Annotated in this window: 13 protein-coding genes and 1 pseudogene; 5 read left to right on the top strand and 9 right to left on the bottom strand. The window is 46.0% G+C overall.

What is annotated here, in order from left to right; genetic code table 11:
• Positions 1–90: 90 nt before the first annotated feature.
• Entirely contained in the window at positions 91–738 is a 648-nt protein-coding gene (gene lexA / locus ACWA5Z_RS04830; protein WP_431054170.1) for a transcriptional repressor LexA, read from the top strand.
• Positions 739–851: 113 nt separating this feature from the next.
• On the opposite strand, the gene ACWA5Z_RS04825 is transcribed toward lexA, so the two are convergent.
• The 6 genes from ACWA5Z_RS04825 to ACWA5Z_RS04800 form a co-directional block, all read right to left on the bottom strand.
• Entirely contained in the window at positions 852–1,613 is a 762-nt protein-coding gene (locus ACWA5Z_RS04825) for an energy transducer TonB (protein WP_431054169.1), read from the bottom strand.
• Between the two features lie 2 nt (positions 1,614–1,615).
• Positions 1,616–2,002, bottom strand: a complete 387-nt coding sequence (exbD, locus tag ACWA5Z_RS04820) for a TonB system transport protein ExbD (RefSeq protein ID WP_431054168.1) — start codon at positions 2,000–2,002, stop codon at positions 1,616–1,618.
• 30 nt (positions 2,003–2,032) lie between these two features.
• Complete coding sequence (gene exbB, locus ACWA5Z_RS04815; RefSeq protein ID WP_431054167.1) at positions 2,033–2,488, bottom strand: TonB-system energizer ExbB; 456 nt, start codon at positions 2,486–2,488, stop codon at positions 2,033–2,035.
• Between the two features lie 180 nt (positions 2,489–2,668).
• Positions 2,669–4,702: a TonB-dependent siderophore receptor gene (locus ACWA5Z_RS04810; RefSeq protein WP_431054166.1), complete on the bottom strand. Its 2,034-nt coding sequence runs from the start codon at positions 4,700–4,702 to the stop codon at positions 2,669–2,671.
• Between the two features lie 354 nt (positions 4,703–5,056).
• A complete protein-coding gene (locus ACWA5Z_RS04805; RefSeq protein WP_431054165.1) occupies positions 5,057–6,343 on the bottom strand; it encodes an HlyC/CorC family transporter in 1,287 nt (428 codons plus the stop codon).
• Between the two features lie 78 nt (positions 6,344–6,421).
• On the bottom strand, positions 6,422–7,234 hold the full coding sequence (locus ACWA5Z_RS04800; protein ID WP_431054164.1) for a cytochrome C assembly family protein: 813 nt from the start codon (positions 7,232–7,234) through the stop codon (positions 6,422–6,424).
• A 197-nt stretch (positions 7,235–7,431) separates the two neighbouring features.
• Between ACWA5Z_RS04800 and ffh the strand changes: the two genes are divergently transcribed.
• A complete protein-coding gene (ffh, locus tag ACWA5Z_RS04795; RefSeq protein ID WP_431054163.1) occupies positions 7,432–8,820 on the top strand; it encodes a signal recognition particle protein in 1,389 nt (462 codons plus the stop codon).
• Here the strand turns inward: ffh and phoR are convergent.
• Positions 8,797–10,170 (bottom strand): phosphate regulon sensor histidine kinase PhoR, encoded by a 1,374-nt coding sequence (phoR, locus tag ACWA5Z_RS04790; protein ID WP_431054162.1) that lies wholly within the window; start codon positions 10,168–10,170, stop codon positions 8,797–8,799. The two genes, ffh and phoR, sit on opposite strands and share 24 nt — an antisense overlap.
• A gap of 24 nt (positions 10,171–10,194) precedes the next feature.
• Positions 10,195–10,839: a phosphate regulon transcriptional regulator PhoB gene (gene phoB, locus ACWA5Z_RS04785; RefSeq protein ID WP_449343131.1), complete on the bottom strand. Its 645-nt coding sequence runs from the start codon at positions 10,837–10,839 to the stop codon at positions 10,195–10,197.
• 238 nt (positions 10,840–11,077) lie between these two features.
• Here phoB and ACWA5Z_RS04780 point away from each other — a divergent pair, with 238 nt between their 5' ends.
• The 3 genes and pseudogenes from ACWA5Z_RS04780 (at position 11,078) to ACWA5Z_RS04770 (ending at position 13,077) form a co-directional block, all read left to right on the top strand.
• A complete protein-coding gene (locus ACWA5Z_RS04780; RefSeq protein WP_431054363.1) occupies positions 11,078–11,305 on the top strand; it encodes a hypothetical protein in 228 nt (75 codons plus the stop codon).
• A pseudogene (locus ACWA5Z_RS04775) lies at positions 11,269–11,355 on the top strand (IS3 family transposase); the annotation flags it as partial. The gene ACWA5Z_RS04780 and the pseudogene ACWA5Z_RS04775, both read left to right, overlap by 37 nt.
• Before the next feature lie 264 nt (positions 11,356–11,619).
• Complete coding sequence (locus tag ACWA5Z_RS04770) at positions 11,620–13,077, top strand: catalase (RefSeq protein WP_431054160.1); 1,458 nt, start codon at positions 11,620–11,622, stop codon at positions 13,075–13,077.
• Between the two features lie 56 nt (positions 13,078–13,133).
• Here the strand turns inward: ACWA5Z_RS04770 and ACWA5Z_RS04765 are convergent, their stop codons facing one another.
• Entirely contained in the window at positions 13,134–15,476 is a 2,343-nt protein-coding gene (locus ACWA5Z_RS04765) for a TonB-dependent receptor (RefSeq protein WP_431054292.1), read from the bottom strand.
• Positions 15,477–15,824: the final 348 nt, after the last annotated feature.

Here is a 15,824-nt window from a genome sequence, read left to right as displayed (position 1 = left end):
TTCTGCCTGCCAAAATCAATTATTGATTGCAGATTATTTGGCACTGTATATAATAACAGGGTGACTGTATAAAAAAACAGGGAGTCTAGTATGAAGCCGAATAAAGCCCTCACCCCGCGCCAACAGAAAGTATTTGATTTTGTCCGTTCGCATTTGGAATCGACCGGCATGCCGCCGACCCGCGCCGAAATCGCCAAAGAGCTGGGCTTTCGCTCACCGAACGCCGCCGAAGAACATCTCAAAGCCCTTGCGCGTAAAGGGGCGATTGAGATTTTATCCGGCACTTCACGCGGTATCCGTCTATTGTTAAACGAAGAGCAAAGTACGGTCGAAGCCGACAATGACGAAGACGGTTTACCGTTAATCGGGCGCGTTGCCGCCGGTGCGCCGATTCTGGCGGAACAACATATTGAAGGCAGCTATAAAGTCGATGCCTCGATGTTTAAACCGCAAGCGCATTTTTTATTGAAAGTCTATGGTATGTCGATGAAAGATATTGGTATTCTTGACGGCGATATGCTGGCGGTGCACCGCACTAAGGATGTGCGCAACGGACAAGTGGTGGTGGCGCGGATTGAAGATGAAGTGACGGTCAAACGCTTGGAGAAAAAAGGCTCCACCGTTTATCTGCATGCGGAAAATGAAGCGTTCAAACCGATTGTGGTCGATCTCAAAACCGAATATATGGAAATCGAAGGCATTGCGGTCGGGATTATCCGCAACAATGCGTGGATGTAACACAAACCGCACTTTGCATTTTCCCATTATTGATTCAACCGTTAAAGGGCGTATGCAATACGCCCCGACGCCACTTCATCACATAACCTTATCGGCAGTTAAGTGAATAGCAATCAACTAATGCTAAATTTGATCGGCACCGTCACCGTTGCCGCCATGCCCGCCGGACGAGGCCCGACACTGCGCGCATTTTGCACCGCTTGAATCGCGGCTTGATCCAAATCCTCACTGCCGGACGATTTGGCTACTCTCGGATTTTGAATGCTACCGTCACCGTTTAAAGTGAAAGAAACCGTCACCACACCCTGCTTGCGCATCATTTTTGCCCGCTGCGGATAGCGTTTATTGCGTTCGATTTCGCGCCGCAATTGTGAACGGTAGGCATCTATCGCTTTGCCGCCGGCGCCCACCTGATTCGGGTTATTGCTGTTGACTGCCGCACCGCTGGCTTTGGAGTTGACCTGATGCGGGGAATCAACATCACGATCGCCCACCACCGCCTCTTTCGGCTTTTTACGCTCTTTCTTCACCACTTTTTCTTTCGGTTTTTCTTTTGGCTTAGGCTTCTCTTTCGGCTTTTCCTGCTCTTTCGGTTTTTCGATTTTTTTCGGTTCCGGTTTAATGGTCGGATCAGGGATTTCCTCTTTCGGCTCCGGAATCACCTCTTTCATCGGCTCCGGTTCGGGTTCCGGTTCAGCCTGCACCATTGCCATCATCATTTCGATTGAAATACTGGTATCGATTTCGGTAACCGCTTGTCCGTTGAGACTGTCATCCGCGAACGAACTGCGCACGGCAAGAACCAAAAGCGCAGCCAAGGCGCCGTGAAACAGCAGCGAAATTAAAAAACCAATCAGCGAACGATGTTTTTTCATGCTTATTCGCCTTGCGGTTTCAGCGTGACAATCGCCACGTTCTTGATTTCATATTTTGAAAAAATATCAGTAATATCAACAAATTGCTGAAACGCAGTTGCCGCATCGACTTTCAAGGTGACTTTCTGCGCTTTGTCCCAAGTGGCAATCTCTTCCGCCAATGCCTCTTTCGCAATCGGTTTGTCGTTATAATACAGTTCGCCGCTTTCGGTGACAGTCAGCAATTTAGCCAAATCATCGGCTTTCAGGGTGACGCTGCTGCTGGCTTTCGGCACGTTGACCTGAATTTTGCCTTGTGAAATAAAGGATGCCGTGACTAAAACAATCGCCAGCAACACCAACATAATATCCAAAAACGGGATGATATTGATCTCATCGAATTTCTTCACCGCACTTTACCTCTTTCCTTGCTTATTCGCTTATGCCTGCTGTTTTTGCTTTTCGTTAAAGGCAAACCATTTCATTTTGTTGACGTCCACTTTACGGTTCAAACCGTTATAAAACACCATCGACGGAATGGCGACCAAAATCCCGACGGCGGTGGCTTTCAACGCCAACGATAAGTTGACCATAATCGCCGCCGCATCAATATCACCGCCGGATTGCCCCATGGCATAAAAGGTCAGTAAAATCCCGATTACCGTGCCCAATAAACCGACATAGGGCGCATTGGAACCGATGGTCGAAATCGTGGTTAAATTGCGGGTCAGATCGATTTCCAAATCGTGGATCGTGCCATAGTGCTCGACGTTCACTTGACGAAAGAAAATCACCCGTTCAATCACCATCCACAACATGATAAAACTCATCAGCGCCAAAGTGCCTAAAATAATGTAATCGGTATAGTGCTCTAAAAATTCAAACAGCTGATCCATTGATAAATTCCTTGTTATTTTTGCTACAGAATAAAAAATACAAAGTACAAACCGCACTTTGTATTTTGTAATTGATAATCGATTTCATTATTGTAGCTTGTTTTGCTAGTAGGGTAAATTAGAATTTATACGAAATTCTTGCTTTATCGTTTCGTTCTCATTGTTTTACCCAAGGCTTAATTAAAATTGATAATTAATCCCCACACGGAAATCACGCCCAACCCCGGATAAGGTTTCGCCGCGTTGGCTATGCGGATAATAGAATTTATTAAATGCATTGTTTAATGACGCATTCACATTCAAATTATCATTGCTAAACGGTTTCCAGTTCACATAGAAATCATGCACGGTATAGCTGTCGCGTTTCACCGAAACATTGGTGCCGACCAAGGCATAGCCTTCTTCCCCTTCTACCGTACGGTTGCGCCAGCCCAGCTCTAAATCCGGGTTGTTAAAGCGATACGATAACGCGGCTGTCCAAGTGCGACCGGTTTGTACCGCAAATTCCGGAATTAAAGATGAATCATTTTTGGTATTATTTAAATAGAATCTTGGTTTGCTGTCTGAAACGCCAAAACGCGCAGTGAAGCCGTTATAACGGTAAGCGGCATTCAACTCATAACCGTGGTTTTTGGAGTAGCCGTCATTAATCGCTTCTCGTACACCAGCCGTATCATGTCTATTCTGTGGATTGACGATCACATCTTTTACTTTTTGCCAGAAATAGCTACCGTCAAGCGAGAAGCCGCCATTGTTGTAGTTAAAACCGATTTCGGTATTGCGCGCTTGCTCAGCCACCGTGCCATCGGCAATAGAGACAACTCCTCTCCGACCATGTGTCATCAACGCGTCATATAAACGCGGGCTACGCGAAGCATAGTTATGTGTAACGCTGAAACTTAGGCTGTCAATCGGTTGATAAATCACACCGAAGCTCGGATTCACACGACCGTCAGACACCTCTTTGCCGTCCATCGCTTTAACGTTGAAATAGTCGTAACGCACACCGGCAGTTAACGTGAAATCACCGACCGCACTAATCGCTTCCAAATAAGTGCCAATATCTTGTTTCTTCGGTTCATTCAATTTATGAGTGGTACTCAAGAAGGCATGCGGAGTAATTTTTTGATCACGATAATTGACACCGTATTTTAATAACAGGTTATCGCCAATCGGAGAATCAAAATTCACATTTGCGCCACGGGTATGAATCTTGGTGGTGGTTGGTCCCACAATGCCGCCACAGTAACCACAGCCGCTGTCATCCGCGGAATAACGTTTATTTTGCATCACATAAGCATTGGCGGTTAATTCGCTGACAAAGCCTAAATTTTTCGCGGTATATTCAAGATTGGTATTTCTTTGCGTAGTTTCACGGTAAGCCGGTGATTGACGGGCTAAAGTTAATCGACCACCGGTAACAGTAAACTCTTCACGCACCAAACGCTCGCCACGATGTTGATCTTGCAGATGACTTAACACCAAACGGTGATCACCGAAAGTCGCGCCTAATTTAATTAAGTAGTTGCGCTTATCCAAACCGCTGTACGGCACAGTTTTACCGCCATCGATATTGCGATAGCCTTTACCCGCTTTATAGTTGTCTTCATCAGTACGATTAAACGAGAACAATCCATCAAAGTTACCGGCTTTACCAAATAGCGCGCCACCATAAGAATGCCCGTCATTGCTGGAATAACCGCTATTTAATTTGAAACCGTAATCACGATCGCTGTTTTTTAACAGATCCAGTGCGTCCACGGTTTTGGCGATAATTGCGCCGTTGGTCGCGCCAATCCCTGCGCTTGCCGAACCGGCCCCTTTTTGCACCGAAACGTTTTTCAATAATGACGGATCGATAATAAAACGCCCTTGATGGTACAGAATTTGGCTGTCGGAATAAGCATTATCCACTTTAATATCAACCGAGTTCTGCCCCATCCCGCGAATGGTTAAGAATTGCGATGTGCCGTTGCCGCCGCCGAAATCAATCGCCGGCTCTTCCGCCAACAGACTGCGTAAATCCGTGGCGGTGCTTTCATCTTGCTCTTCCAAAGTCACAATATTGGTTTGAACCTTCGCACCTTGGCGATCAGATACCACGATTTCCTCTAACGCTTCACTTGGCGCCGCGGTATCGGCGAAGGTGGTGCTTGCTGCCAGTGTGCCCAGCACTATCAGGCTGATACGACTTAGATTAAACTTCCCAGACATTTTCATCATGTTCCTTAAACTATTAAATTACATCAAACGCAGAATAAAACCGTCTTCGCGCCTTTAGCGCAACTACAGCCGACATCTACAAAACTTAAGATAAAAAGGCATTCATTTAAACAATGAATAGGAATTATTATCACTATAATTAAGAACAAATCAACTATTTTGAGAATAATTATTATTAAAAATTAAAAAACCGCACTTGGATCGCATTTTCATGCTGCCAAGTGCGGTTTTAATGACAATTAACATTGATTTTATGAAGGTTATTCTGAGAACATCAGCATAAACAAACAATCATTTGATTTGCGGACTCGCGCCAAACCAGTTAACGAACTAAGATCGGATGAGTTAAGTTTTAATTTTCTCTGCCGTCGTGTCGCGGCGCACCACTTTCGCTTGCTTCACCATATTATCCGAGACTTCAAGGATCGTGATCAGCAAACCTTCGATTTCACACACCACGCCTTCCGCCGGAATTTCTTCCAAATGCTCTAAAATCAAGCCGTTAAAGGTGCGCGGGCCTTCGGTGCTGAGATTCCAACCGAATAATTTATTCAAGTCACGGATATTCGCCTGTCCGTCAATCAGCACCGAACCGTCGGATTGCTCGCTCACTTCCTCTTCGATCGACGGTGTCATGGACGTGGTGAATTCGCCGACGATTTCCTCAAGAATATCTTCCAGCGTCACCAAGCCTTTCAAATCGCCGTATTCGTCCACCACCAGCCCGATCCGCTCCTTGTTGGTTTTGAAATTCAATAGTTGGGTATTCAGCGGCGTGCCTTCCGGAATAAAATAGATTTCATCAGCGGCACGGACTAAGGTTTCTTTGTTGAATTCATTTTTATCCAACATCAAACGATACGCCTCGCGCACCCGCAACATGCCTAACACATTGGCATCCATATCGCCTTTGTACAACACCACCCGACTGTGTGCCGCATGGTTCAGCTGGCGCATAATCGCTTTCCAGTCATCGTCCAAATCAATGCCGCCGATGTCATTGCGCGGCACCATAATGTCGTCCACGGTAACCTGCTCTAAATCCAAAATAGAAAGTAACATCTCTTGGTGCGCCGACGGAATAAATTTGCCTGATTCGTGCACAATGCTGCGTAGCTCTTCCGGACTGATTGAATAGGCTTTGTGATCGATTTTAATCCGCAGTAGCTTCATAATCAGTTTGGCAAAAAAATTGATAAAATAAACCAATGGCGCCGACAATTTTAGCAACGGCGTCAAAATGTGACTGGTGGTGAAGCCGATTTTTTCCGGATAAATCGCTGCCACGGTTTTTGGTAGAATTTCAGAAAACACCAACATGAAAAACGTTAATGCGCCGGTGGCGATCGCCACCCCGGCATCACCGTATAAGCGCATGCCGATAATCGTGGCAATTGCCGAGGCGGCAATATTGACCATATTATTGAAAATCAGCACTAAGCCCAGCAGGGTATCGGTGCGTTTCAGCAGGTTTTCGGCTTTTTTCGCGCCGGTATGCCCTTGCCCGGCAAGGTAACGCATGCGATAGCGGTTGAGTGAAAGCAGGCCGGTTTCCGAGCCTGAAAAATAGGCGGAGCAAATCAGCAGTACGATTAAAACGATAAACAACGTACTAAGCGGGATACTGTCCAAAAAAATTTCCTTCCGTTAAGAAATCACCCTGCAAGTGCGGTCTAGACATGAATATTGCACCGCGCTTGCAGACGTTGCTTACAGCACCGGCAATGTCCGGCTGCCAAAATAAGCAATCGTGAGCAGAATCATACCTGAAATTGTATAAATTAGCACCCTCTTTCCGCGCCAGTGTAATTTTCGGTGCCCGATCAGCAACAAACCGAACACCAGCCACGCCAAAAAGGAAAATATCGCTTTTTGAATCTGTTCCTCGGCAAAAAAGTTATGCAAAGACACCGCGCCGCTAACCAACGCCAAACCCAAAAACAGTTCGCCGGCACATAAGATCTTAAAAAATTGGCGTTCGACCGTCATTAACGAGGGGATCATCGGCGAAAAAACGATTTTTTTACTTTTCAGTTTTTTTTCTAACCAGCCCAATTGCAACACATATAACAACGCAATGAAACAGAGCGCATAAGCGATCAAGGAAAGGGAGATATGCACCAAAAGTGCGGTATTATCATGGAAATACGCCACAATATGCCCCGGCAGCAATGCCGCCGCCAGAATGCCCAAAATGGCGAAACTGTAGATAACCGGCAATAAAAACCATAACGTATTCAAATGCGATAGCGCCATAGTGACCAACAGCACGACTAACAGCGTCATCAGATTTAACACATTCAGCAACGTGAAATTATACGGTTCGCTGCCGTTGGCAAACAGTTGCTGAATAAATACCGCGTGCAGCAACAGCGCCAACCCCGAACTCAAAATAAAGCGGCTGCGGTTCGGTTTTTTGCCCGCAGGCACGCCTTCGCCCGCGCCGCTCTGCAACAGGTGCGGCAACAGGGAAACGGTACAAACCAGATATGCGATAATCGACAATACGGCAAAGAGATACATAGTGCGAATGCTCGTCCTTTCAAGTGAATTTATTGATAACGATTTCGCTTGAAAGTACCAGTTTTAACTCAATTTTTCTACTACAAAATGGTTTAAGGGTGAAAATAAGCGGAAATCTTGTATAATCGGCACTATCTTTCCGCCGGGCTTCCCGCTGAGGCAATGCAAAGTGCGGTATTTATTACAGGAATCATATTATGTTTGAAAATTTATCCGATCGTCTTTCTCATACCCTGCGCAGTATCCGCGGACGTGCGCGTTTAACCGAAGACAATATCAAAGAGACCCTGCGCGAAGTGCGTATGGCATTGCTCGAAGCCGATGTTGCCTTGCCGGTGGTACGCGAATTTATCAATAAAGTGAAAGAACGTGCGGTCGGGGTGGAAGTTAACAAAAGCCTGACGCCGGGGCAAGAATTCGTCAAAATCGTACAAAGCGAACTTGAAAGCGCAATGGGTGAAGCCAACGAAACGCTCAACCTCGCCACGCAACCGCCGGCGGTGATTTTAATGGCGGGTTTGCAGGGGGCGGGGAAAACCACCAGCGTCGGGAAACTGGCAAAATTCCTGCGTGAACGGCATAAGAAAAAAGTGTTGGTCGTGTCTGCCGACGTCTATCGTCCGGCGGCGATCAAACAATTAGAAACCTTGGCGGAAACGGTGAAAGCCGATTTCTTCCCGTCCGACACCAGCCAAAGTGCGGTACAGATTGCCGAAAACGCACTGGCGCACGCCAAACTGAAATTTTATGACGTGTTGATCGTCGATACCGCCGGTCGCTTGCACGTCGATAGCGAAATGATGGACGAAATTCAACGCGTCCATGCGGTGTTAAATCCGATTGAAACCCTGTTCACCGTCGATGCGATGACCGGGCAAGATGCCGCCAACACCGCCAAAGCCTTTAATGAAGCGCTGCCGCTGACCGGGGTGATTTTGACTAAAGTCGATGGCGACGCACGCGGCGGGGCGGCGTTATCCATTCGCCAAATCACCGGTAAACCGATTAAATTTCTCGGGATGGGCGAAAAAACCGACGCGTTAGAACCCTTCCACCCTGATCGTGTCGCCTCGCGCATTCTCGGCATGGGCGATGTGCTGTCGCTGATTGAAGATCTGGAGCGTTCGGTCGATAAAGAAAAAGCCGAAAAAATGGCGCAGAAATTCAAAAAAGGCGACGATTTCAGCTTGGAAGACTTCCGCGAGCAGTTGATCGAAATGAAAAAAATGGGCGGCATGATGACGATGTTGGAAAAACTGCCCGGCGCGAAAAACCTACCGGATCACGTCAAAGGGCAAGTCGATGACAAAATGTTCAATAAAATGGAGGCGATGATCAACTCAATGACGTTCAAAGAACGACAAAATCCCGATTTGATCAAAGGTTCACGCAAACGTCGGATTGCGCAAGGTTCCGGCACGCAAGTGCAAGACCTCAACAAAATGTTGAAACAATTCACCGAAATGCAGCGCATGATGAAGAAAATGCGCAAAGGCGGCATGGCAAAAATGATGCGCGGCATGAAAGGCATGATGGGCGGCGGCATGGCTGGAATGGGCGGCTTAGGCGGTATGTTTAAGCGTTGATCGAGATAAAAAGTGCGGTTCAACCGCACTTTTGCTTTTGGAAATCAGCCGTTTATCTGTATCAGCGTTATCTTCCGCCACCACAAACTCCTCCGGCACGATAAAAGAAAAAATACTGCCCTTGCCCGGTTCGCTGCGAATTTGCAACTGGCTGTTAAGATGTAACAAAGCGTGTTTGACAATTGCCAGCCCGATACCGCTGCCACCGTTATCACGACTGCGCGCATCCTGCACCCGATAAAAACGCTCGGTCAAGTGCGGCAAATGCTCGGGCGCAATTCCCTTGCCATTATCCTTCACTTCGAAGTACGCTCCGCTATCCAATTTTTTCCAGACAACGTTAATGTTATCGCCGTCCGAATGTTTAATTGCGTTATAAACCAAATTCGACAAAACGCTATTCAGCTCACTGGCATTGGCTTTGACTTTCAAGTGCGGTTCAAATTCAAAATTCACCTGATGTTGTTTATCATTTAAAATTTCCAGGTCATTCGCCAACAATTTCAAGATCGCCGGCACATCCACCACCTGCCGCTCCTCACTGCCCGCCGAAGTTTCAATCTTGATTAAAAAGGTTAACTGCTGTAGCAAACTGCTCATCCGTTGCACTTGTTCCTGCATAATCGACACCGCCCGCGCATGCAACGCTTTCGAAGCCTTACGATCCTCCAGCATTTCCAGATAACCTTGCAGCACCGTTAACGGCGTGCGCAATTCATGGTTCAGGTTCGACAGAAAAATCTGGCGGCTTTGTAACAATTTGATGATTTGCGTGATATCGCGCGCAATCAACATATAGTTTTCATCATCGTAGCGGTTGAGATTAACTTCGATATAGTGATCGCTGCTCGGCATTAACACCAGCGGCGTATGGTGATCGCCGCTTTCAAAATAGGTTTTGAACTCAGGATAAAAAATCACGTTCAGCAGATTTTTATTGCTTTTTTTGTTCCAAAAAAAAGAGAACAACTCCTGTGCGGCGTTATTACACCAATAAATTTGCCCGTCGTGATGGCAAATAATCACCGCATCCGGGATAAATTGAATGTTTTTATTCAAACGCGATAGCATCCGCAGGGTACGAAAGCGTTCGCGGTGCGAGCGCCGTTTTTGGTAAGCCACGGTTTGTGAAATGGTCTCCCAAATGCCGATTTGGTATTTATCGCTGACCCGATTGCGATCAAGCATTTTCAAAAAGCGGGTTTCGTTATAATGGTGCCAAATTAAAATCAGCAGCAATACCAAGGCAAACCAGACTAAAAACGGTCCGCTGAAATAACTGAACAGCGCCGCAATCACCGCCGCCGCCGTCACTTCGACCACAAAGTTAAAACAGGGCATTTTCAGCATGTTTTTGCTTCCTATTTGCTTGCTTTATTTAGTCTGTTTAGAAAAACGGTAGCCGGCGCCGCGCACGGTTTGAATATACTGATCATAACCGTGTTGTTCCAAACTTTTGCGCAAGCGACGGATATACACATCGACGGTGCGATCTTCCACATAAATATCATCGCCCCACACCCGATCGAGCAATTTCTCACGGCTATAAACTTTTTCCGGGTGTTTCATAAAGAAATTCAATAACTTAAATTCCGTCGAACTGAGCGGAATCTCCTGATTTTGGCAACTGACCCGGTGCGAATTGTTGTCCAGCACCAAACCGTCGATTTCCAATATCTGTTCCGGCCGATCGAAACCGCTGCGGCGCAACACCGCTTTCAAGCGGGCGATCAACTCTTTCGGCGAAAACGGCTTGGTGACATAATCATCCGCCCCGGCATTCAGGCAAGCGATACAATCCGCCTCTTCACTCTTGGCGGTCAACATCACCACCGGCACTTTGGAACATTCATCATGCTGTTTTAAATATTGTAAAAATTGCAACCCCGATTTGCCCGGTAACATCCAGTCCAACACCACCAAGTGCGGTATCTGTTGCCCGACCTGCCGAATCGCACTACGGTAATCACCGGCTTCCATCACTTCGTAGCCTTGCTGCACCAACACCAACGCCACCATCTCACGGATCGCCACTTCATCTTCCACTAATAAAATTTTGGTGGACACCAAGATTCTCCTTTATTTATCAACCATATCCACACGCCAGAGCCAGCGCGCGAAAATGCATTTATTTTAATAATCGTTCAGTTTTGTTTATCTCCACACTATAGCAAAAAAATGGCGTAAAGCTCAATATTGGTTGAAAAACAAACCGCACTTCTTTCCTTATTCGGAATGATTAGTACAGCCTAGCGGCATGCGCGGCGCCTTGGTGCTGACCGCACTTTTGTCACTCTGGCTGAATGTGGTCGCGGCTTACTTCTTAGCCGTGGCGTTTATTTTCGCCTTGTTCAGACTATGCCAAGTCGAATTTCGCCACGACGTTGCCGAACGCCTCCGCAAGTTCGGGCGTTGCCTGTCTTTCGCAGCGGACGCTTGCTCCGCGACTACATTGCTTATTACAATAATGAACGTATTCAGATAAAATTAAACGGACTGAACCCGGTACAATACCGAGCTCAATCCCTTTATTAAGCAATCTAACTTTTTGGGGGCAGATCACGGCTCAAAACCGCACTTTCATTTTATTTGATGTTTTTTCTGAACGTAATTTAAACAAATTCAAGTTTTATTATTAATTTTACAAATTGATTTAAATTAAACAATAGCCAAACACTATCAAATCTATATAAGATAATTTTTATTGTTCTTGCTAGTATATCTGTAATCGCCTGTTTAGGCTTAGTTGTACCCGGTAGTACCCTAACGTTATACACTTTTACCAAGAGGATGAATTATATGAGTCAAGAAAAAGCAAAATGCCCTTATAGCCATTTAACCACTAACGGCGGGGCGCCGGTGGTTGATAACCAAAACAGTATGACCGCAGGCCCGCGCGGTCCGTTATTGGCGCAAGATTTATGGTTAAACGAAAAACTCGCCAATTTCGTGCGTGAAGTGATTCCTGAGCGCCGTATGCACGCCAAAGGTTCCGGTGCATTCGGTACGTTCACCGTCACCCACGATATTACCCAATATACCCGTGCCAAAATCTTCAGCGAAATCGGCAAAAAAACCGAGATGTTCGCCCGTTTCACCACCGTTGCCGGCGAGCGTGGTGCAGCCGACGCAGAGCGTGATATTCGCGGTTTCGCGCTGAAATTCTACACCGAAGAAGGCAACTGGGATATGGTCGGCAACAATACGCCGGTATTCTTCTTGCGTGACCCGCGCAAATTCCCGGATTTGAACAAGGCAGTAAAACGCGATCCGCGCACCAATATGCGTTCCGCCACCAACAACTGGGATTTCTGGACCTTATTACCGGAAGCCTTTCACCAAGTCACCATCGTGATGAGTGATCGTGGTATTCCGGCGAGCTACCGCCATATGCACGGTTTCGGTTCGCACACTTACAGCTTTATCAACAGCGACAACGAACGTTTCTGGGTGAAATTCCACTTCAGAACCCAGCAAGGGATTAAAAACCTGACTGACGCGGAAGCGGAGGCGATTGTCGGTAAAGATCGTGAGAGTCATCAGAAAGATCTATATGACGCGATTGAGCGTGGCGATTTCCCGAAATGGACCATGTTCGTACAAATTATGCCGGAAGCCGATGCGGAGAAAGTGCCTTATCACCCGTTTGACTTAACCAAAGTATGGCCTAAAGCGGATTATCCGTTGATCGAAGTCGGCGAGTTCGAATTGAACCGCAATCCGGAGAACTTCTTCTTAGACGTGGAACAATCCGCTTTTGCGCCGAGCAACTTGGTACCGGGGATCAGCGTTTCGCCGGATCGCATGCTGCAAGCCCGTTTATTCAACTATGCCGACGCACAACGTTACCGTTTAGGCGTGAACTTCACCCAAATCCCGGTGAACAAACCACGCTGCCCGGTACACAGCAACCACCGCGACGGTCAAGGACGTGTCGACGCCAACTACGGCAGCGCCCCGCACTATGAGCCGAACAGCTTCGGTTACTGGCAAGAGCAACCGCAATATAAAGAGCCACCGTTGAAAATCACCGGCGATGCGGATTTCTGGGATTACCGTGAAGATGACAGCGACTACTTCAGCCAGCCGCGTGCATTGTTCCGTTTGATGACTGCCGAGCAACAACAAGTGCTGTTCGACAACACCGCACGCGCGATGGGCGACGCACCGGATTTCATCAAACAACGCCATATCGACAACTGCTTCAAATGCGATCCTGCCTACGGCGAAGGAGTGAAAAAAGCATTAGGACTGTAGTCAGAAGATTATAGTTCAGCAAAACGGCTCAAAGAGATTTGAGCCGTTTTTTTCATTTAAAAACCAATATTAATGCCAAGCATAATATTCCGCCCCATTTGTGGTACAAACGGCAGGAAAGAAGTGTGGGAATAAACTTTCCGATTTAATACATTATTTGCTTGCACAAATAAAACGTAGTCCATCTGAGCAATATGATTGGTATAATTTAACCCGATATTTAATAGTTGGTGCCCGCTAGTTTTATGTTCTAGCGGCGCTACTTTGTGCTGCTTATAAACATAAGTATATTCTAATGAACCGGATAGATGTTTTGTCAATTCTGCATTGGCACGCAAGCCTAAACGTGCCGGCGGCACTCGTGGTGCGTTTTGATCGGCTTGCGGAATCGTTGTTTCCGTATTAAAAAGATGATCGACTTCATATGTCGGAGGCAAATCGAATAATTTGCCGCGAACATAATCGGCAAATAAACCCGCACTCACATCTTGAGTAAATTGGTAATCAATCCGCCCTTCTGCCCCATAATAAACCGCCTTGGACTGGTTATAACGATTTAATGAGAGATTACCCTCCTTAGCCAAGGTCTGGTTAAAAATGCGGTTTTTAAAACGGTTATAATATACATTGACATGATAACTGAGTTTTTCCCCCGCATAACTTAACCCGGCTTCAAAATTATCGGAAACCTCTTTCTTCAAATAGCGGTTACCGTACTCAAGCGACACTGTTGCCAAATGTTTTCCGTGATAATACAGTTCCATTGGAGTCGGATGACGTTCATTATGCGAAAAGGCAAAAGATAGCGCGTAATCCGGATGAAAATTCCAGCTTGCAGATGTCGCATAGGAGGTTGCCCATTGGTTATAAAGCGATAAATCAGGATCATTTAACGAATAGGGTAAACAGCCGCCGAAAAATCCGGAACATTCAATATCGCTTTTAATTTTCTTCAAGTTGGCAACATCATAGTTAATCGGGATTCTTTGCTTTTCCGTGCGCACGCCAAGATCAAATAACCAGTTCCCCTTTCTTAATTGTTCCACTGCAAAGAAACTCAACTGCTTATTACTGTTTTCAATTAACGCCCACTTCTTACGATCATTATCACTGATTTTCTCCGGGCAACGTATATTACTGCCGGCCTCAAAACTATTGCTGCAAGGCGGAAGACGAGGAATGTTTGCACTACTGGTTGCGGTTTGATACTGAACACCCCAAACGCCCGTCAACCCCTTTATTTCTTTATGAAACAATTCCAAACGCAAGTTATAACCTTGATTTTTAAATAGGTTCACTGGAATACTGCCATCGCGTTCATCATGCTTATAATCCGTTGATGAATAGCTCAAACGTAGCTTATCAATCCCGGAAATAGGCTGCTGAAGCTCAGCACGAAGATCATAGCGCTGCGACAGCGAATCCACGACCGGGCCGCCTAGGGTATGATCATGCTTATGCCCATAAGGATTATCGTGGCTGTGCACTCCGCCTGAGGCATGGTTAGAACCGCAGTGGAAATGGGTATTGACCAAATCCCCCTCTCCCATTAAGTGCGGATAGATTTCCAAAAAATATTCATTGTCCGGATTTCGCCCCCAAATATGGGCATCACACGTATCCAGTGCATGATTATGACCTGGCAAGCCATAAATTTCGCGCCGTTCATTATAAGCCAGCCCGACATATCCACGGTCTCCAATAAACGATATCGCATAAGTGCCCGCATTTGTCTTATTGAACGTATCCGGTACAAAATCTATTTTTTTCCCTAAGTTAAATTCAGGTACATGATAGTTATCAGAACGACGGGTTAATCCCTCAAAACGTAATGCAATGTGCTGCCCCAATCCCAATGTAATGCCGGATGTCGCTAATTTTTCATTGCTATTGGTGTTATAACGCAAATTGAAATCGGTCTGATAACCTTTTTCAGGAAGATGGGACGGAATACGATTATCAACCACATTAACAACACCCGCCGGAGAGGCATTGGCATAGAGTAAGGTAGAAGCGCCACGTAAAATTTCGACCTGTTCAGCCAGTAACGTATCAACACCGATAGCGTGATCCGGCGAAAGTTGGGACATGTCGATAACATCTGACCCATTTTGCAAAATCTTTAACCGAACCCCTTCCTGTCCGCGAATAACCGGTGCACTGGCACCACCGCCGAATTGATTACTATGCACGCTCAGTTCATTTGATAATGCATTACCCAAGGTACTGGCGGATCTTTTTAATTTTGTTTTAGAAACAACAATATCGTTGGGTTTGGGAATGCCTGAAAGTGGATCGCTACTAAATTGCACCGCACTTCCCGTCACATTAATTTCCTCCAGCTCAGTAGCGCCATCGCTCGCTGCCCAAACAATATTCGACGGATATAAATATCCCATCAATAAAATAACTGTCAATTTTAGTCGGATCTTACTCTCTATATTTTTTGCATTCGGTAAACGCATTATTTTTTCCTTTATATGTATGGTTGAATAGCCGGCAACATATTTACGTGAATACAACTATAGATTCCGTGATCAAGATCACGTTTTATTTGAGATTAGACCCGAACATTAGCGATTGAAATTATTTAAAAGGCATTAAAAAAAGACTACCGCTATAATTTACGCAATAGTCTTTTTCTTTTTCACTTCTTTTCTTTAAGTTTATAAGTTTAAAACCGGTTCAGGGGTCTTCTCAACGCTAAATAAAAAATCTTTGGGGCTGTCCGAGATAACGACAATATT

The organism is Testudinibacter sp. P80/BLE/0925, from assembly GCF_053570785.1.
Note: the sequence above shows the minus strand (reverse complement) of the source record. Positions and strands in the feature narration are given on the sequence as shown.